The 19089-nt window shown below is 63.5% G+C and carries 13 protein-coding genes and 1 pseudogene; 2 read left to right on the top strand and 12 right to left on the bottom strand.

All coding sequences use genetic code 11. From position 1 onward, the window contains the following. Nucleotides 1–15: 15 nt before the first annotated feature. The 5 genes from pglX to pglW all read right to left on the bottom strand — a co-directional run bounded on the left by pglX (nucleotide 16) and on the right by pglW (nucleotide 9506). Nucleotides 16–3705 carry a BREX-2 system adenine-specific DNA-methyltransferase PglX gene (gene pglX, locus CKO23_RS17325; RefSeq protein ID WP_200333077.1) on the bottom strand — a complete coding sequence of 1230 codons (3690 nt, stop codon included), beginning with the start codon at nucleotides 3703–3705 and terminating at the stop codon, nucleotides 16–18. A gap of 62 nt (nucleotides 3706–3767) precedes the next feature. Continuing rightward, the gene (locus CKO23_RS17320) at nucleotides 3768–4187 is read right to left on the bottom strand and encodes a PIN domain-containing protein (protein WP_200333076.1); all 420 of its coding nucleotides are present in this window, start codon (nucleotides 4185–4187) and stop codon (nucleotides 3768–3770) included. Then, nucleotides 4184–4417, bottom strand: a complete 234-nt coding sequence (locus CKO23_RS17315) for a hypothetical protein (RefSeq protein WP_200333075.1) — start codon at nucleotides 4415–4417, stop codon at nucleotides 4184–4186. Before CKO23_RS17315 ends, CKO23_RS17320 begins: the two co-directional genes overlap by 4 nt. 430 nt (nucleotides 4418–4847) lie before the next feature. Next, nucleotides 4848–5210: an endonuclease domain-containing protein gene (locus tag CKO23_RS17310; protein WP_200333074.1), complete on the bottom strand. Its 363-nt coding sequence runs from the start codon at nucleotides 5208–5210 to the stop codon at nucleotides 4848–4850. Between the two features lie 93 nt (nucleotides 5211–5303). Beyond that, the gene (pglW, locus tag CKO23_RS17305) at nucleotides 5304–9506 is read right to left on the bottom strand and encodes a BREX system serine/threonine kinase PglW (protein ID WP_200333073.1); all 4203 of its coding nucleotides are present in this window, start codon (nucleotides 9504–9506) and stop codon (nucleotides 5304–5306) included. A 391-nt stretch (nucleotides 9507–9897) separates the two neighbouring features. Here pglW and rpoD point away from each other — a divergent pair, with 391 nt between their 5' ends. Then, nucleotides 9898–11748 carry an RNA polymerase sigma factor RpoD gene (gene rpoD / locus CKO23_RS17300; protein ID WP_200333072.1) on the top strand — a complete coding sequence of 617 codons (1851 nt, stop codon included), beginning with the start codon at nucleotides 9898–9900 and terminating at the stop codon, nucleotides 11746–11748. 259 nt (nucleotides 11749–12007) lie between these two features. Here the strand turns inward: rpoD and murB are convergent, their stop codons facing one another. Beyond that, nucleotides 12008–13030, bottom strand: coding sequence for a UDP-N-acetylmuramate dehydrogenase (gene murB, locus CKO23_RS17295; protein WP_242482520.1), 1023 nt, complete (start codon nucleotides 13028–13030; stop codon nucleotides 12008–12010). 53 nt (nucleotides 13031–13083) lie between these two features. Next, complete coding sequence (locus CKO23_RS17290) at nucleotides 13084–13584, bottom strand: lipocalin family protein (RefSeq protein ID WP_200333070.1); 501 nt, start codon at nucleotides 13582–13584, stop codon at nucleotides 13084–13086. A 255-nt stretch (nucleotides 13585–13839) separates the two neighbouring features. Between CKO23_RS17290 and CKO23_RS17285 the strand changes: the two genes are divergently transcribed. Further along, on the top strand, nucleotides 13840–14472 hold the full coding sequence (locus CKO23_RS17285) for an AAA family ATPase (RefSeq protein WP_200333069.1): 633 nt from the start codon (nucleotides 13840–13842) through the stop codon (nucleotides 14470–14472). 328 nt (nucleotides 14473–14800) lie between these two features. Here CKO23_RS17285 and CKO23_RS26585 read toward each other — a convergent pair. The 5 genes and pseudogenes from CKO23_RS26585 to tnpC form a co-directional block, all read right to left on the bottom strand. Further along, nucleotides 14801–15238, bottom strand: a pseudogene (locus CKO23_RS26585) (GH36-type glycosyl hydrolase domain-containing protein). A gap of 26 nt (nucleotides 15239–15264) precedes the next feature. Next, nucleotides 15265–15474: a hypothetical protein gene (locus tag CKO23_RS26580; RefSeq protein WP_346014627.1), complete on the bottom strand. Its 210-nt coding sequence runs from the start codon at nucleotides 15472–15474 to the stop codon at nucleotides 15265–15267. Nucleotides 15475–15646: 172 nt separating this feature from the next. Continuing rightward, nucleotides 15647–16513 carry a D-psicose 3-epimerase gene (locus CKO23_RS17275; protein WP_200333068.1) on the bottom strand — a complete coding sequence of 289 codons (867 nt, stop codon included), beginning with the start codon at nucleotides 16511–16513 and terminating at the stop codon, nucleotides 15647–15649. A gap of 67 nt (nucleotides 16514–16580) precedes the next feature. Then, nucleotides 16581–17333 carry an SDR family oxidoreductase gene (locus CKO23_RS17270; protein ID WP_200333067.1) on the bottom strand — a complete coding sequence of 251 codons (753 nt, stop codon included), beginning with the start codon at nucleotides 17331–17333 and terminating at the stop codon, nucleotides 16581–16583. A 63-nt stretch (nucleotides 17334–17396) separates the two neighbouring features. Next, nucleotides 17397–18863: an IS66 family transposase gene (gene tnpC / locus CKO23_RS17265; protein ID WP_200333066.1), complete on the bottom strand. Its 1467-nt coding sequence runs from the start codon at nucleotides 18861–18863 to the stop codon at nucleotides 17397–17399. Nucleotides 18864–19089: the final 226 nt, after the last annotated feature.

Raw genomic sequence — 19089 nt, 5'->3', positions numbered from 1 at the left:
GATCGAGTGAATCCCTCAACCAGCCCGCCTCCGCCCGCGCGTGACCGCCACCGGCTCCCACGCCCCCAGCTCGTCGCGCGAGCGCTCCAGGTGACGCAGCTCTTCGAGCAGGAAACCTTCGTAGTAGTCGCCCAGACGCTCGCCAAGTTCGGGGTCGAGGGCGTTGTGCCACTGCTTGAGCCAGGGGATCAGCTCGTCGAGCGCGACCAGCATGGGCTTGAGCCGCTCGGCGTCCCAGCCGTCCTGTTCCTTGCGCTCCAGGTACCAGGTGGCGATGGCCTGGGCGCGTTGCAGATGATCGAGCCCGGCCCAGCCGATGACCAGGGTGGCGTCGCCGGAGCGCTCGCAGCCGGGCAGGCTGAAGAAGCGCTCCTTGGGTACGTCGAGCTTGCCGCGCAGGCCCCAGTAGCTCGGCTTGCGGAAGTCGGTGGAGGCGTATTTGGGCGGTAGCGGGATGTCGCCGATTTGCTCGGCCCTGAGTGCGCTGGCCTGATCGACGGTCAGGAACTGCGGGTCGGCCGGATCGAGCACGGTGCGAGCGTCGATGGCGTCCTCGGCGCGCTGCTGGTCCCAGGTCTCCCGCCAGGCGCGGTGCTTCTCCATCGCCTTGGGCTTATAGCGGGCGGCGGCCATCTGCGGCACCTGATCGCCCTCGACCAGCTCGCCGACCAGGGTGCGGGCATCGAAGGTGTCGGAGCCGGTATAGAGCGCGGCGACCTGCTGGAAGGACGCATCGTGGCGGGCGCGCTCGGCGAGCTGGGCGACGGTCAGCAGCTCGGGGGCATGGCAGAGTCCTTCCAGATGATCCAGCAGCCAGTCGCGCCGGGCGCGGCGCTGGCGGCTCTCCCAGGGCTCGCGGTTCCAGCGGCGCTTGTATTCGGGCTGCTCGATCAGGCGAATCCAGGGGTTGTCGGCCATCGCCTGGAGCCGGCGCTCGGTCAGTGCCCGGTAGTCCGCCGGCCAGTGGGCGGGGGGCTCGGTGATGGGGGTGCTGTTGTGGCGGGCGAACCAGGTAGTCTGGGTCTCGCCGGCGGCCAGACGACGGGCGAGCGCGATCTCGAAGGGGCGCTCGCCGAGGCGGGTCTCGGGCGGGGTGGCGTTGTAGCAGAGGTCTTCGTCGGTCAGGCCGTAGAGACGGTAGTTGAGCCAGTCGAGTTCTTCCTGGAGGGCGATTAAATCCCCCCCTGCCCCCCCTTTTTCAAAGGGGGGGTAACTGGCAGTCACGCTCGAATCCACCACCGCCAACCCAGTCCCCCCCTTTATCAAAGGGGGGCTAGGGGGGATTTCCGCATGAGCCAGCAGCCTCGCCGGCTCATGCTCCGCCAGTTGCTGGGCCAGCCGATCGAGCGCCCTTGCCAGATCGCAGGCCTTGCCTTCGGGGTCGGGGGGGATTGGAAATCCCTTCAGACCGGTACCCGTGAACTCATGGAACTTTTCCCAAGCCTCGGCCTTCAGCCCCTCGTTAATCCCTTGGCCGCCCTTGTTATGAAACACCTGCTTCATCCAGAAACAGGCGGTCGAGCTGTTGAGCAGGCCCAGCAGCGCCAGATGATCGTCCTCGCTCGCCCCGGCGGGGAGCTTGATGACCGGTGCGGATTGCTTGAAGACCTTGCCGCCCCGGTCGAGGACGAAATGATTGTGGGTGGCGACGAAGGCGAAGGTGATGGAGAGCGAAGTCGCGTACTTCTTGGGCACCCATCGATACCAACCCCACCAATTTTCGCCGAGCTGATCTCTCGTCTGCTTCCCGAAAGAGACGATTCCGCCCAGGATGCGTCTGTAATTCCAATGCTCGGGGTAGGCGTCGACAAACGCATTTAAGGGCAATTCGACATAGTCAGCATCATAGGGAGCGAAAGCAGCCGTATCAGTCGACACTGCCCAATCTCTCACTACCTCGCCGTAGATGAACTCCCGCACCAAACTCTCGGGGACGCCTTTTCGACGTAAAGAGCCTGCTGGGGCCAAGAAGACATCGTCCGAACCAGGGAATGACGCGAATCCAATCGACTCGACAACAGCGCCCAGCGTCCGGGAAGATTGCGAATCGACAAGTTGCTTCAGATCGGCTGCGCCACCGCCGCCCATGCTCCAAGGATGGCTTGCATACAACCCCCGCTCCTGATCCACCACACTGACGAACGCATTCTCACTCCCCGGCCGCTCCAATAGCTCGACGATCGACCGCCACACCAGCCCCTGCGCCGCATCCTCCGGCGTGCTCGGCTCGCCGCGAATCCCCAGCACCGCCCGCACCCGCTCGCCCTCGGGCTTGCGATTCCGCCCGAAGAGGATCACCGTCGGCGTCCCATGCCCCGGGATGTAGGCCCCGGAGGTGTCGATCACATGGGTCAGGTCCTTGCGCGGCAGATACGCCTCGATCAGCTTCTTGCCAAACTCGCGCTTCATGAAGGAGTTGGCGGTGATCATGCCGACGAACCCGGCCGGACGATTGCCCTCCGCCGGCACCGTCAGATCGAAGAAGCGCTCGGTGAAGGGGACGCCGAGCGAGTATTGGCGATGACAGGTCGGGTACTTGTCCCGATACCCTTGGTTGAGCGCCTTGTCCTTGACGGTGATATAGGGCGGGTTGCCAACCACGACCTGATAGCGCTGCCCGAGGATGCGTTCGAGCTTGTCCCGATCCTCGACCTCGAAGACGTGGGCGAGCGAGTCGTCCAGCAGGTCGCGCTGACTGCCCTGCCCGTCCCATTCGTGGCGCCGCCCGTGCAGCAGCGAGTCGCCCACGGCGAGGTTGAAATGGAAGTCGGGCGCGTCCTTGAGCCGGTCGCTGCCGGCCGCCTTCATGGCCGCGATCAGCAGTCGGAAGCGTGCAATGGCGACCGCATAGGGGTTGATGTCGACCCCGTGGATGGCGTCGAGCGCGCGCTGGGCCAGGGCGCGGGCGTTGGTGGCGGGCTCGCGCTGCTGCCAGTCGTCGAACAGCCGCTCGAAGCCAGTCAGCAGAAAGTGGCCCGAGCCGCAGGTGGGGTCGATCAACTTGAGCCCCGGCAGACCGAAGGCGCACAAGGCCTGCTCCAGGGTGTAATCGAGGATGAAGCGCTCGACGAACTCGGGGGTCTGGAGCAAGGCATAACGCTTGCGCACGCTCTCCGAGAGATCCTGATAGAGATCGCCGAGGAAGCGGGTATCCCACTCCGGGTCGGTGAAATCGTGGAGGATCTCGCCGCTCTCGGGGTCGAGGCGTTGGAAGAAGTCGATCAGCGCCTTGGCGCCGTCGGCCGAGAGCGGCAGTTGCCAGAGCGGGTTGTGGACGCGGTCGAGCAGCTCGGCCATGGCCGGCAGGTGGGTCAGCTCGCCGAAGACCGCGAGGAGATAGTCGCGCTCGGCCTGGGTGGGGTGCTCGGAGAAATAGACCGTCATCCGGTCCTTGGCCTGTTGCAGCGCACCCTGCCCCGCCCCGAGCGCCGGCCCGGAGATGAGCGGCGTCTCCAGCAGCCGGTTGTCCTCCAGGAAGCGCACGAAGACGCCGGTCAGCACCCAGGCCGCGGCGGCCTGAGTGATCTGGGCCTCGCGCCAGGCGACGAAGTGCTCGGCGGTGCGGTTGGCGGCCTGGGCCTTGGCGTACTCGGCCTTGAGGTGGGCCTCCAGCTCCGGTCGGCTCTGGCTGTAGTCCAGGATGTCCCGTTCCAGCTTGGGCAGCAGGGATTGGAGATCGGCGAGGAGGCGTTGGGGATGGATCATCGGGTCTCGTTAATCCTTGTGCGGTCACAGGTGCGTGGGGGCGTATCTTTGGAGTGGCCGGCTCAGCCATCCCAGTCGCGCAAATGCCGAATGCCCGGCAGCCCCTCGGCCTTGCGATGGTAGCGGTGGTCGGCCGTGACGAGGCAGGCCCCCGACTCCAGGGCCACCGCGTGATACAGCGTGTCGAAGAGATGATGCCCAAGATCGATGGCGAGCGTACAGGCGCGTGTCAGCACCTCGACATCGCCGCGAACCGGAAGCGTCATGGCCTCCAGCAGCGCCAGATCCCGTTGGGCACGCTCCGGCGTTTCGCGCGCGATGACGGCCGCGACCTCGATCAGCCAGTGCGGCGGCTGCACGACGTTCATATCACCGCGAGCGACAGCCGCCATGAGCGCGGTGGCCTGCTCGGTATCGGCCTCCCGCTCGGGATCCTGGAACAGCCACTTGATGATGACGCTGGCGTCGATGACGAGGATCACGGGCGGCCGAATTCGCGCGACGCGCGGGCCGCCGCCTCGGTCAACGCCGGTCGCTCTGCGCGTGCCGCGGTCAGCTGCTCGAAGGCGGCCTGACGCCGGCGCTGCTGATCGGCTTCGGCGATGGCCTGTTGCATCAGCCGAGCGATCACGGCGCTCTTGTTCTGTCCCGAGAACTCGCGATTGAAGGCGTCCCGGATGTCGTCCGGGATGCTGAAGTTCATGGTGGCCATGGCGGGAAGCTCGATTGTTGAAATCTTCGACAATCTTAGTCGGCGGGGCCTTGTCGGACAATGTCGGACAAGGGGGAGAGAATCCCCCCAACCCCCCTTTGTCAAAGGGGGGCTTTGCTAGCGCGCGAATACCTTACCGTTGCGGGACGGCACAACGTGCGGCAAGGAGCCGTGGGCGTTGTTATGCGAGCATCCATTCCCCCCTTTGTAAAAGGGGGGCTTTGCTAGCGCGCGAATACCTTACCGTTGCGGGACGGCACAACGTGCGGCAAGGAGCCGTGGGCGTTGTTATGCGAGCATCCATTCCCCCTTTGCAAAAGGGGCTTTGCTAGCGCGCGAATACCTGACCGTTGCGGGACGGCACAACGTGCGGCAAGGAGCCGTGGGCGTTGTTGTACGAGCATCCATTCCCCCCTTTGTAAAAGGGGGGTTAGGGGGGATTCTCTTTGGCCGCGCCGTAAATCACCTCGACCACCGCATCCGTCTCCGTCAAGACCTGGCGGTTGTCGAAGCGCAGTACGCGCAGCCCCAACCCGGCCAATGCCTGGTCTCGCAGTGCATCCATTTCATTGTGTTCTGGCTCCAGATGTTGACTGCCATCGATTTCCACGACTAGAGCGGCCTTCGGGCAGTAGAAGTCGACAATGTAGTCGAGGAGCGGCTTCTGGCGATAGAACTGTAACCCATGGATCTGCTTGCGACGCAAACGCTGCCAGAGGACTTGCTCGGCATCCGTCAAGTTGGAGCGGAGGTGGCGGGAGAAGGGTTTGAGTGAACTCCTGTAAGGCTGCAAATCTGAATCCCTCCAACCCCTCTTTTCAAAGGGGGGCTTTGTGTGCTGGATGATGACATTAAGCAAGCGGCGCCCTCCTTCATCCCCCCCCCTTTATAAAAGGGGGGACCGAGGGGGGATTACCCAAGCACTCGGAATGCGCGCGAACTCGCGGCTGCCCGCGCCGCTCGGCACACTGACGCCGTCGATGATGGCCGCGGTGGTGGTCGTCTCGTTGGCAATCAGCAGCAGCAGGGCCTGCGCCTGCGGGGCGTCCTGCTGCTGTCGGCGCAGCGCGCCGAGCCAGGTGTCGACCAGGCCATAGCGACCGATGAGTCCAGGGTCGGTGAGCAGAATCGGGCGGTCCGCGGCCTTGATCTCCTCGGCCATGGCGGGTAGGACGCGGCGCACCAGCCCCTGCAGACGCGACCAGTCGACACTGCCGGGGTCGGCGGCATCGGCCCTCAAGACGACCTGCCAGTCGGGCGGGTTGGCCATGTCATCGCATAGACGATGCAGATGGCGCAGCAGCAGGGCGTCGAAGCTGAGGATCTCAAGCCCGAAGGTCTCGGCGAGATGCTGCTGCGCGCGCTGCCACAGCCTGGGCCTGACCGAAAGGGCGAGGAAACGCGCAGAGTCGAGGGCGTTGCGGACGCTCTGTTCGAACTGCTTGAGCGCGCGTGCGAGGGAGGTATCGCCCGCCTCGTGCTGGGTGTAGTGAACGCTGGTCTGGGTGGCGGCGAGGGTGGTGCTGCCATCGCCAAGGGCGCCGGCCTGCGGCAGACAATAGGCGCCACGCTTGCCGCCGTGCTCGGCTCTTGGATCCCAGACGAAACCCAGCTCAAGGCGCTGCAGCAGGGCGTCGAGCGGCGGCCGACCGGGAAGCGGCAGCGCCTCGGGATAGCGGCCCTGGATGCGGTCCTGCACCTCCGCGACTGAGAGCTTGGGCGTGCCGAGCAAGGCGCCCTGGGCCAGCTCAAGACTGCGCTCGGCGGGCATACCCTTGGGGTAAAACTCCGCGCGGCTGGAGAGCGCGGCCCCCTGCGAGGCGGCGACGGCAAGACGCAGCAGACGGTGGTTGCTGAGTCCGGCGAAAGAGTCCGGTGCCGGGAGCGCACGGATGCGCTCCAGGGCGCGCACCGGCGACAACAAGGGCTGTTGCTCGGCGCATTCGTCGGCGAGCTGGCCCAGGGCCTCGGCGTAGTCCGCCAGCGCCTCGCCCAACCCCTGCGTGTCGTCGGCGATGAGAATGCGCTTGCCGCAGCGACGCAGGATCCAGCGCGCCTCCTGGCGGGCCAGCTCGGTCTCTATGGCGGCCCGCACCACGGCCTGCGCCCAGCGATCGCGGATCGGCGAGGGCTGGACCGAACCGCGGCGCAGCAGGATGGCCTCCCCCAGCTCGACCGCGGTCATGACACCGCCCTGCTCGCCGAGGAGCGTGGCGACATCTTGGCGCAATTGGGTGATGAAACCGTTCTTGCCCCACTGCGATAGGACGCGCGCTTGGAGATCGCGTGCCGCGGTGGTCTCCATGCCGATCTCGGCGCCGAGGGTGATCAGGGTGGGCCAATGGACGTTGTCCACGGGCCTGGCGATATCGGCGTCGAGACGGCCCAGGTATTCGGTGAGGAAGCGGCACCGGGCGTGGTCGGCGGCCTTGGTCTGGGGCGGGCGGATGCTGCGCATCAATTGGTCGACGCTGATGAGTAGGCCGTCGCCCTTGATCGGAGCGGGTGAGATGGCATCGCTGCCGGCCCGGCTGGGCTCTGGAGGCGCAAGACGGGTCTGTAGGCGTGCGATCACCTCCGAGAGTTCGCGCCGGGTCTGGGTTCCGACACCCGTCATGCGGACCAGCTCGTTGCGCGGCAGACGGATGAGGTCGGCGACGCTGTTGATGTTGAGCCGGCTGAGGGTGTCCAGTGCCTGGGCGGAGAGCGGGAGCAGGCCGATCTGGGTGTTGAGCCGGGCCTCGCCAATCGGGCAGGATTGCGCCACGACGCCCTCCCCAGGGTGCAGGGTCGTCTCGCGTTTGGCCTGGTCGAATGGCTGACGCCAGGCGCGGCGCATGTCCTCGGCATTGCCGAAGCGCGCCTTGACGTCTCTGGCGAGCGCGGTGCGGAAGAACCCGACCAGGCCATCACGCACGCTCGGGTCGAAGACGGCGGGGTCGATCTCCAGGGCCCCTTCGATCAGAGGCGGCAGCCCCTCCCCGTCCGCCCAGGTCGGCAGCCTGCCGGTCGCCATCTCGTAGAGGGTCAGGGAGGCGGCGAAGCGCTCGGCGTAGTCGTCCCAGCGCCGGCGGCCCGGGTCGCGGATGAAGGGGTCCATGTAGGCCAGGGTGCCAGCGGTGAAATTCTCAGCGCTGAGGCTCGCCAGCGAGAAGTCGAAGAGCACCAGATGCAGCTGGCTGCCCTGTTTCACCAGGCCGATATTCTCCGGTTTGATGTCGCGGTGGGAGACGCCCTTCTCCTCCAGGTGGCAGAGGGCGCTCAGGAGGTCGTCGCCGAAGCGTTCCAGCAGCTCGAACTGAATGGGGCCGAGCTTGCGCAGACGCTGGGCGAGCGTGCCCTCGGCGGCATAGTCGAGCAGCAGACCGGTGTGACCGAGGAAGTCGTGGGTCTCGTGGTAGGCGATGATGGCCTGATGCCGCAGCTTCTTCAGCGTCTCGGCCTCCTGGCGCAGGCGCTGGTTGTGCTCGGGATTGGCGGCCAGTTTGAGCACGCGCTCCTGCCCGCGCTGCTCGACGACGAAGGCGACCGAGCTGGCCCCGCGCCCGAGGCGCTTGGTTACCAGGATGCCGCCCTCGAAGGTGTCGCCGGAGCGCGCGGCGGCGGGATCAGCACGGCGCTCGCTGTCGGGGCGGCTGAGCTCGTCCTCGACCAGGGTGAGGTACTCGATGAATTCAGCGACCGAACCGATGCGACTGCCGGTATCCGGATGGGTGGCGTATTGGATGAGGTCTTGCAGCTCGCGGCCGGCGCCGTTGAGCGCGTCGGTGATCTGCAAGCCCTTGCCGCGACTGAGCTTGTCTTGCAGTTCCAGACCGTTCGCAGCGGGTGGCTGGCCGGTGAAGAGCAGGTAGGCGATGGCGCCGAGCGAGAAGACGTCGAGATAGACGCTGTCGCTCGCGCTGGCACCCAACGCATCGGTATGGGCCTCGAGCGCGAGATAGGGACCGGCCTCCTCCTGGAGGATGCAGCTCAGGTGGCTGAGCGCCGTCAGCGCCCGCGTTTCGCGCTCGAGCGCACGCCGCGCGGTGGCCCAGTTGGCGATCTTGATGGCGAGCCCGCCGTCATCGTCGTTGCGCACGTAGATGCTCTGCGGGCTCAGCGCTCGGTGATAGAGCCGTTTACCATGGGCAAAGCGCACGGCGTCCGCGATTTGGCGCAGCAGTGTCAATGCCTCCAGCGTCTCCAGCCGTTGACCGGTGCCGAGCGCGATCAGGAAGTGATCGAGGCGCACGGCAGCGGCGTCGCGCTCGTAGACCAGGGCTGGCCCCTGGTCGTGCTGCTGATAGTCCCTCGCCTGGAGGATGCCGGGATGCTCGATGCCTTCAAGGAGGCGAAACTCCAGCTTGGCGGCGTTGCGCAGGGTTTCGGCCTCCTGCTCGGACTTGCCGTGGGTGAGATAGATGCGAATGCGCCGCTGCACGCCTGTCTCGGAGTGGGTGGCGAGCCAGTCCTGGAAGTGATCCGCTTCATCCAGCAGTTCATTGAGCGCGTAGAGTCCGACGCGCCGCGCGCGCAGGGATTCCTTGATCCCGGCTTCCTCAAGGGCGCGTGCGACGGCCTTGGAGATCGCCCGGTCGAGCGGGCGATGCGTCCAACCACTGTCGATGCTACGGAGCGCATCCATGACGTTCTTGCGGGTACACACCTGTAGCCGCGCCGGCCCCTGGAGCGTGTTGACGACGTTTTCGGCGGACAGGAAGACCAGCGTCTCGATGAAGGGGATGCGCGCCTTCGCCTTCAGCGCCGAGCGCTGGCTCTCGAGCAGGGATTTGAGCTTCTTGGCCTTGCGATCGGCCAGCAGGCGCGGATTGTCGAAGACGCGACGGCGCCCCTCGCGGGTCCAGACCCAGGTGCCGGCATCGCCGCTGATCTCCCCGGGGTGAGACTTGATCTCGACGAGGAAGAGCCCCTTGGGGGTCAGGACGAGGGTGTCGACCTCGTTGATGGAGCCGTCTTGCGCGATGAATTCGAAGTTGGCCCAGGCGCGGTAGGGCTCATGGTCGGGTAGCTGGCCTTTGAGAAAGGCCAATGCCTCACGCTCCCAGGCGAAATCCGACGGGGTGATCTGCTTCCAAAGCTTATCCATCTGTCACTGCGGCATCATTTAGAAGCTGTCTAGAAATCGTTTCGACACACTTGCGCTCGTTGGTACAGCCGATCCCCGCCAGCGGCGAGACCCGCCCGCGCCGTGGCTGATCGGATCAGTGCATGCGAGTCGGGCATTCGACCGGGATTTTGCTCAGATAGGAACCGCTCGCATCTGCGCATCTGCGCGCCTCTGAACGCGCTCTCGAGCACGCTGACGCCCTTTGGCGACTCCCTGGCAGGTCCGCACCGCGTCGAGCGCCGATCGTCTGACCTCACCAAAAATGCCACAACGCAAATGTCTCAGCAGGAATAGGTGAAGCTGGCGTGCCTGCAATCTGCTAAGGTGGTTGGTTACCGATTCGCCGACGTCGTCCTTCGCAGGGTATTCCATGGATCAAGCACATCAACAGTCTCAGCTGAAGCAACTGATCGCCAAAGGCAAAGACCAGGGCTATCTGACCTTCGCCGAGGTCAACGATCACCTTCCGCCTGACATCGTCGAGACCGATCAAATCGAAGCTGTCGTTCGCATGATCAACGAGATGGGCATCTTGGTTCAAGAAACCGCCCCCGATGTGGTCGACCAGTCGCTGAGCGATGCGGCGGTTTCCGACGACGAGGCGGCTGAAGCGGCGGTGGCCGCGTTCGCGGCGGTTGACAGCGAGCTCGGACGAACGACCGATCCCATGCGGATGTACATGCGCGAGATGGGCACGGTTGAGCTGCTGACACGCGCGGGTGAACTGCAGATCGCCAAGCGCATTGAAGCCGGACTCAATGAGGTGCTGGTGGCCCTCTCTGCGTACCCACGGGCGATCGAAACGCTCATCGACCTCTTCGAGCGCGTCGAACGCGACGAGGCCAAGCTCACCGACGTCATCACTGGTTTCAATGACGGTGACGAGGATCTGCCGATGCCGGTCGCGCAGCCTGCAGAAGCGGAGCGACTCGCCGGAACGCCGGAGGTGACGGCCGAACGTACCGCCGACGAGGACGATAACGACTCCGCAGCCATTGTCGACACTGGCCCAGATCCGGAAGACGCGGCGCGCCGGTTGGCGCTGCTGTGCGCGCGCTTCGGCAGGCTGCGCACGGCGCTCGAAGACCACGGCCGTGACCACGCGCACGCCCGCGTGGCGATGGCCGAGGTGGCCGAGGTGTTCCTGCAGTTCAAATTGGCCGCGCCGGTCTTCAAGGCGCTTGCCGAAAGCCTGCGCCACACGATCGCCCGGATTCGCGCGCAGGAACGCACGATCATGGCGCTCTGCGTCAGTCAAGCCGGCATGCCCCGTGCGCACTTCATCGAGACCTTCCAGGCCAACGCAACCAACCCGAACTGGCTGGAGCAGCAGATCGCGTCCAATCAGCCCTACGCGGTGCGCTTGGCCGCGCTAGCGCCTGAGATTCGGCGTGCGCAGCGCAAGCTCGAGGAGATCGAGCGCGAGAACATCCTGACGATTGGCGAGATCAAGGCGCTCAACCGCAGGATGTCCGTCGGTGAGGCCAACGCGCTGCGGGCCAAGAAAGAGATGATCGAGGCGAACCTCCGGCTGGTGATCTCGATCGCGAAGAAGTACAACAACCGCGGTCTGCATTTCCTCGATCTGATCCAGGAAGGCAACATCGGCCTCATGAAAGCGGTCGACAAGTTCGAGTATCGGCGCGGCTACAAATTCTCCACCTACGCCACCTGGTGGATCCGCCAGGCCATCACGCGCGCGATCGCTGATCAGGCGCGCACCATCCGCGTGCCGGTGCACATGATCGAAACGATCAACAAACTCAACCGCACCGCACGTCAGATGCTCCAGGAGATGGGGCGGGAAGCGACGCCGGACGAACTCGCGGTGCGCATGGAAATGCCTGAGGACAAGATTCGCAAGGTTCTCAAGATCGCCAAACAGCCGATCTCCATGGACACACCGATCGGCGATGACGGGGATGCGCATCTTGGCGATTTCATCGAGGACGCCAGCGTCCTCTCCCCGCTGGATGCCGCAACCGCTGATGGACTGCGCGAAGCCACCCAGACCCTGCTGGCAAGTCTGACCGCCCGCGAGGCCAAGATCCTGCGCATGCGTTTCGGTATCGACATGCATACCGAGCACACCCTCGAAGAGGTCGGCAGACAGTTTGAGGTCACCCGCGAGCGGATCCGCCAGATCGAAGCCAAGGCGCTGCGCAAGCTACGTCATCCATTACGCTCGGAGGCGCTGCGCACCTTCTCCAGCACCGACTGATCGGCGCTCACTCGGCCGCGCAGGTCGGCGTCACTGACTCAGGGGCAGCTCAGTGGCGCTGACCCCACTCAGGGAGCCTTGACCTTTGTGCAAAAACCAGTGTGCAAAAACCAGGGCCAGACCACGAAACAGAACCTGTTGTTTCCATCGCGACGGATCATTCATCGGTTGCGCCTGCTGCACAGGCTGAACCGCCGGCACTGAGTGCCCGGTGAGACCCTCTGTTCCATGCGCCACCAGGGGGCGAGGAGGTCGCGATTCAAATGATGACCGGCTCCGGTTCCAGCCAGACGCCGAACGCCTCCGCGACCTTGTCCTGTACCTCTCGTGCCATCGCCAGGATCTCAGCCCCGGTCGCGCCGCCGCGGTTGACCAGCACCAGCGCCTGTTTCTCGTAAACGCCGGCACGGCCTCGCGTGGCGCCCTTCAGTCCCACCGCTTCGATCAGCCAGCCGGCGGCGAGCTTGACGGCTCCGCTAGGCTGCGGAAAGCCGACGAGCGATGGATACCGCGCGATCAGGGCCTGGTGCTCCTCACGCGAGACGATCGGATTCTTGAAGAAACTGCCGGCGTTGCCGATGATCGCTGGGTCAGGCAGTTTGCGGCGCCGGATCGCCACCACGGCATCAAAGATGGCGCGCGCATCCGGTTCCGACACGCCCCGCTCCCTCAATTCCCGGGCCAGGTCGGCATAGCCGTCCAGCGAACGCCACTGCTTGGGCAACGCGAGCCTCACCGAGAGGATCAGGCGCCGGCTGGCGAGGGCGTGCTTGAACAGGCTGTCACGATAGCCAAAGGCGCACTCCTCGGCGGTCATGCGCACGACGCGCTGGGACGCGAAATCCCACGCCGCCAGCGAGTCGAAGCGCTGGGCCAGTTCCAGGCCATAGGCGCCGATGTTCTGGACCGGCGCGGCGCCGCAGCTGCCGGGAATGAGGGCCAGGTTCTCCAGGCCAGGACGCCCCATCGCCACCAACCGCTCGACGGTCGCATGCCAGTTCTCGCCGGCCCCGACCTCCAGGTGCCACGCGTCACCCGCATCGCCCAGCTCCCGCAAGCCCGAGACCTCCACCTTGATCGCCAAGCCGTCGAAGTCGCGGGTCAGCAGCAGGTTGCTGCCGCCGCCAAGCACCAATCGCGGCAACCCAGCGAGCCGTGGATCGGCAGCCAGCGCGGCGAGATCGTCGGCGCTGCACACCCGGCAGAACCAGCGCGCCCGGGCTTCAACGCCGAAGCTGTTGAATCCGCGCAAAGGAAAATTCTCGTGCAATCTTGGAAGCATCGGCAGAAAGAGCGTTGGTCGACAAAATGAAAGCCTGGACCGAGCACCGCTCGTCACGGCGTCGCGCCACCCGGGAAAATCAACGCGTCCGTGGCAAACCCGGCGGTTTGGGCCCTATCTACCAGACCCTCCAAGAGGTCTGGGGGCAACTGCCGCTCGCGGGCCAGGATCCAGAGATAGTCGTGGTCATCGCCAGCGACCAAGGCCCAGCGATCGTTAGGGTCCAGCGCGAAGATATGGTAAGCGCCGAAGAAAGGCCCGAAGAAGCTGACATTGAGGCTGCCGACGTCCGGGCCATCCAGAAAATAGGCTCGGCCCGATGCTTCTCTCCATTCGCCCTTCGCCGCATCATAGCCGCGATTCACTACGTCCACCCCGCCGTCCGGACGCCGGCTGTAGGTGGCGCTGACATCCGAGAGGCCGCGCTCGAAGAAATGGTCGAGCCGGGCGATCTCATGCCAGGTACCCAGGTAGCGCTCTAGCTGGAAGCGGTGACCGGACGAACACCCTCCGGGATGCCGGTGCAGCCGGAGAGCAACAGTGGTAGCAGGCACAGAGCAAAGAGGCCGTGGCCGAATACATATCGAATCCGCATGAAGAAGCTCACCCTCGATTTCGGCGTGACAGTACAACCTTCAAGACCAACCTCGGCCGGGGTGGCAAGCCCGTACACAGCCGTCGCCGGTGTCTAATCTCCAGAGGCATCACCAGGAGGGCCCTCGACGAAGTGTTGCCTGGTGCCCGCTTGATTGCCGGGCCAAACTAGACGAGGCTCGGTGCGTGTTGACTCAACCTGCGCGGAGCCAGATTTGACACAGACCCTGACGTTATCCGAGATCACCCAACGCCTGGCCGACATGCCATCAGGACGCAGACTGGTCGCGGTGGTCGGCGCGCCGGGGTCGGGCAAGACCACGCTTGCCGAGGCGCTGGCCGACGGTCTGAACGTGGCGGTACCAGGACGCGCGGCGGTGGTGCCCATGGACGGTTTTCACCTTGACGATGGTGTGCTGCGCGATCTGGGCCTGCTGTCCCGCAAAGGGTCGCCCGACACCTTCGACGCGGCCGGGCTGGATCATCTCCTGGGCCGATTGCGGGTGCAGGATGAAGCACCCATTGCCATTCCGCTATTCGATCGCGGCCTTGAAATCTCCCGGGCAGGGGCGCGACTGATCCCGTCTGATACCGATATCCTGATGATCGAAGGCAATTACCTTCTGCTGGATCGGGCGCCCTGGGACGGGCTGCACCGGCACTTTGATCTGACCGTGATGCTGGACGTGCCCGAAGACCTGTTGCGCGACAGGCTGCTGGCACGCTGGCGCGACTTCGGGTATCCGCCCGACGAGGCCGCGCGGAAGGCCGAGGCGAACGACCTTCCCAATGGCGCCACTGTCCGTCACCACAGCCGACCCGCGGATTTCGTTCTGTTGCAAGGTTGATGCGACATCAGGCGGATTCGCCGACAAGACCTGGTTACGAAACTCCAGAGACCTCGCAAGTATTCCGAAAATCAATGGGGCGCGCTTTTTGCGGGGCGGATAAGTGAAGCGCATCCGCCGACTGCGCGCACCTAACCCATCGATTTATAATTAATGGCAGACGGCTGGGTGCTGCCTGCATGGCCGATTCCGCCGCAGCCGACGAATACTTGCCCTGTCTCTACTTGCCCTGTCTGCCGCCATACATCAGCAGCCACCTTACCGCGGATTTGCCAAAGGGACCGCTGATAGGGACAAGCGGGAATCTGAGCAGGCGGACGTCGTGCCCTCATCTGAGGCGGCCTGCCAATAACTTGCAAGCCGTACCGCTGCTCCTCGGGCATCGCAAAATCGAGCGCACGGTCAGGTACTTGGGAGTGGAGTTGACGACGCACTCGACATCGCTGAGCACATCGAGTGCTGAGGGAGAGGCAGGCGCCCCGGAGAGCACCGACCCGCTTTGGGCGATCGAATCGATCTGGCACTCGGCCTGACCCGCCGAGCCCAGCGGTGTCCCGTCGTCGAAGTAGGCGCGTCGCTACCAACCGCCATTCCAGCCATACGCGTCGAGGTTCTGGCGCAGCCGCGAAGCCTCCCGCTGACAACGCTCGACAAAGGCCAGATCGCCTTTCAGACGGGCGACCTCGCTGAAGCGCATCGGCACTTCGCAGAGGAAGAAACCCCGCCAGACGCTCTCGCCTCGGCCCTGGATCCCAACCCGGTCCATGCCGACGTTCCAGTCGCCCAAGCCCATCAGCGGCAGACCATGCTCGCCAAAGCGCAGGCCGTGCAGGATGACAGACCGGGAAGGTCGTAGTAAGAGTCGTCCTCCCCGCCGACCAGGCGGCCTTCCAGGAACCGCGCCGGCTCCTTCAGCACCCCAGTATCCCCGGTAACCTGGACAGAACGGCCGGTCGCCAGCGTACCGAGGACGAGAAAGACGGCGATTCGATCCGTTTTCAAAGCGCACACCGTAGGAGCGACACCCCGCCGCGACGACGCCCGATCGCGGCACCGCTCCCACCGACTGGCCGGACTCATGGTCAAGGCCGAGCCCTCTCGTCCCTATCTCTCCCAGTAGACATCCATCGTTTCAAGACAGCCTCTCAGGAAGGGCTGGTCATTTCTTATTCGTTCAAGAGCAGAGGGTGTCTCTCAAGAACTGAACACTCTGCGCTGCAGCTTCATCCAAATCCGCGCCGGGCATCAGGTCGCGCCATACCGCGATGTTTTTACCCACCGTCCCGCCTGGGCGAACAAAGGGTTCCATCACAATCGGGCCGTCAAAGTTGATGTTGTCGAGAGCAGTCTTGATCTCGCCCCAGTCCATCCGTCCTGTTCCTGGAGGCTTGCGGTTGTTTTCTCCGACATGTAGTTGGCTGAGGTATGAGCCGGCGAGTTCAATGGCTCCTCCGATGGAATCTTCTTCAATGTTCATGTGGAAGGTATCCAGCAGGATTTTGCAGTTGGGGCTATCTATCTCTTCTACATAGCTTACTGCTTCCGCGCAAGTGTTGAGCAGATACTGCTCAAAACGGTTAATGACCTCGACAGATAAAATTACACCCAGATCCTCTGCCAGAGGGATCATTTCCCGCATGCTTTTAAGGCTCTGATCCAGAATCAGTTTCTTCTGTTCGATGCTCTCGAGATCGGTGGCAGGCCAGAAGCTGTGCACGGTTCCTCCAATGCAGCCTCCGCCCATATCGGCAACTCCCTTAATCATCTCTTTCATAAAGTTGACGCCCGTCCTGCGGATATTCTCGTCGAGAGAAGAAACATTGTTCTGCGGGGTCAGGCCGATGCCGTAACTCAGGACAATTCCCTCGCGCTGAGCCTCCTCACGAAGCACGGCGCGTTCGCCTGAAGTCATCACAGCAATGGTGCCCCCATTGATTTCAAGTTGGTCAAAACCCAGCTTCTTCACTTTTTTAATATAGGGAATAAAATCTACGTCCCATTCCTGGGTCCAGTACGCGTAATAAATGCCAATATTTCTCATCGTAATATCCTTTCGTTGTATTCAAGCATTCACAGTTGATTCACTATGGGACTGCTGTATTCGGCGCCTAAACGCAGGAATATCCACCATCCACCATCAGGTCCATGCCGGTGGTGAACGAGGAGGCGTCATCCGCCAAGTAGAGGACTGCCCCCACCAATTCCTCGGGAGTTCCCATGCGCCGCTGCGGGGTCATGGCCGTCCACACGCTTTTCCATTCTTCAGGAGCGGCTACCGTCATCTCGGTGCCGATATATCCGGGACTCAGGCTGTTGACCCGCACATTGTGGGATGCCCATTCTACGGCGAGTGATTTGGTCAGCATGATGACCGCCGCCTTTGAAGCGTTGTAGGAACACTGGGGTTGAGGCACGTTGACAACGGAGCCGGACATGGATGCCGTATTGATGATCACACCGGATTTCTGCGCGATCATTTGACGGCCTGCAGCGCGGCAGCAAAGAAAAACACCGTTGAGGTTGATATCCATCAGTCGACGCCATGCGGCATACTCCATGTCCGTCGCTGCGGTATTGTCAGCAATACCTGCGTTATTAAAGGCAATATCGATCTTGCCCCATTCGCTAACGATGGTGTCCACCATTTTCTGAACACCCTCTTCGCTGGTCACATCGCACTGAATCGCCAGAGAGCGGCGTCCCATCTTTTCGATTTCTTTTGAGACTTTATGGGCGCCTTCTAAATTGATATCGACAATAGCGACATCTATGCCTTCTTTGGCTAAACCAAGTGAGACGACTTTTCCAATACCAGCTGCACCGCCGGTGACATACGCTGTTTTATTAGTGAAATTTTTCATCTGTTTATCCTTTGCTTTTTAAATGGTTTATTAATTGGTAACTATTCAGGTAGCCAGCAACCGTTACGCCAGGCGAGGCATGGGGGGCTGTCCCTTGAACGTCAGCACCAGGACCTGATAGATGTCGAACGACTGCTTATGCAGCGTGGAGAGATAGGAGCGGATCACAGCAAAGTCCTCGGCGCCGCGGGTTGAGCGGAAGCATCCTGAGATCTTTTGCTTGAGCTTTTGCATGCGGAGATCGCGTTCGGCCTGATGGTTGTCGAAGGGCACGCGCAGGTCGGTGATGAAGGGCAGCACCTCGTTGCGGTGGGTGCGCAGACGCGCGATGAGGTTGTAGGCGGGTGTCTGCTTGACCCGTCTTCGACTCCCCGGTGGTGGGCGGCGTTGAGGATGGAAGCACGCCGCGTCGGCGAGGATGGCGTCGTCGCGGGCGAAGAAGTCCTCGACGCTGTGACTGGGCAACCCCTCGAGCCCGGCGGCACGGGCGGCAATCGTCGCGTCATTGGCCTCGCACAGGAGCGTGATCAGACGCTTCGGCCAGGAGAGGATGGGCTCGGTTTCGGCGATGGCGATGAGTTCGCGCAGGTGGTGGGCGTTGCAGAAGGCGTGCAGCGCAGAAAAGCTCAGGTAGGAGCGCCAGTGGTCGTGAACGAGGATGCCGTGAAAGGCGCTGAGTAGACCGATGTCCAGCAAGGCATCCACACCGCGCTTGGCATGCACCGCGTAGAAGGTCAGGACGGTGGTGCAGAGCACGTGCAGCCACTGCAGGGCGCCGGCCACGTGCAGTCCGGTTTCATCGGCATGCGCCACGGCGCTACGCACCACGGCTTGGCCGATGGCGGCCACCGGCTCGGCCAGGCGCGCGGCGGCCTTGCGGCCCATGGCGAGGAGGGTCGCGGGCGAGTGGGTGATGTTCAGCAGCGAGGCGATCAGCTCGGTGGCGCGCTGATAAGGCAGGTGCTGGTAGTGGGTGAGATACACCGCGAACCCCGACAGCCCTGGACCATATTGGATCGGGGCACTGACGCTGTCGGGGAAGGCACTACGATGGGGCTCACCACAGGCGCAGAGACCCTCAACCGTGCGGTACTCGGTGACCTCGCGGCGCACCACCATCTCGCTCACCTGACGCCGCTCGGGCAACACCTCGGTGGTGATCTCGCCACAGTCACGCCCACAACGACACGTCCCCTCCAGGGGCACGATGAGCGTCTTCTCAGGGTCCTCGATCAGCGCCCGTGTGGTGCCCGGATGACCTGCTTGACCACCGGCCTTTTTGCCGCTGCGCTGACGGCGCGACTTTGGCGGTGGCTTCTTGAACGGGGGATCTGAGGACGGCGGCTTGCTGGAGTTGTGGCGATCCTTCGCCACCCGCGCCTCGAGTTCTTTGACGCGCTCGCTGAGATGGGCGATCTGCTCGCTCTGCTCCTCGACCCGAGCCCGCAAGACGGCATTCTCCGCGCGCAAACGCGCGAGTTCAGCCTCAAGGCTCTCGCGAGCGTTGGATACAGGTAGATCCTCAGACATGGACGAAACTTACAGCCTAGTGCAACAGAGTGGAAATCCCGAGACTGTTTAATCATTCATGCTGCGAGCGGCTTTCCCTCATAGGTCCAGCGGAAGGGTTTGGCCAACGTGCGATTGAAGAAGTCGATGAAATCGCTGATGCGTTTCTGAAGGTCGTCGATGGAGGTGAAGTTGCCACGGCGCAGGACTTTGCGCGCCAGGATCGAGAACCACATCTCGATCTGAT

It is taken from the genome of Thiocystis violacea, assembly GCF_016583565.1.
Lineage (GTDB): Bacteria > Pseudomonadota > Gammaproteobacteria > Chromatiales > Chromatiaceae > Thiorhodococcus > Thiorhodococcus violaceus_A.
The sequence above is the reverse complement of the archived record's forward strand: the minus strand, read 5'-3'. Positions and strand labels throughout refer to the sequence as shown.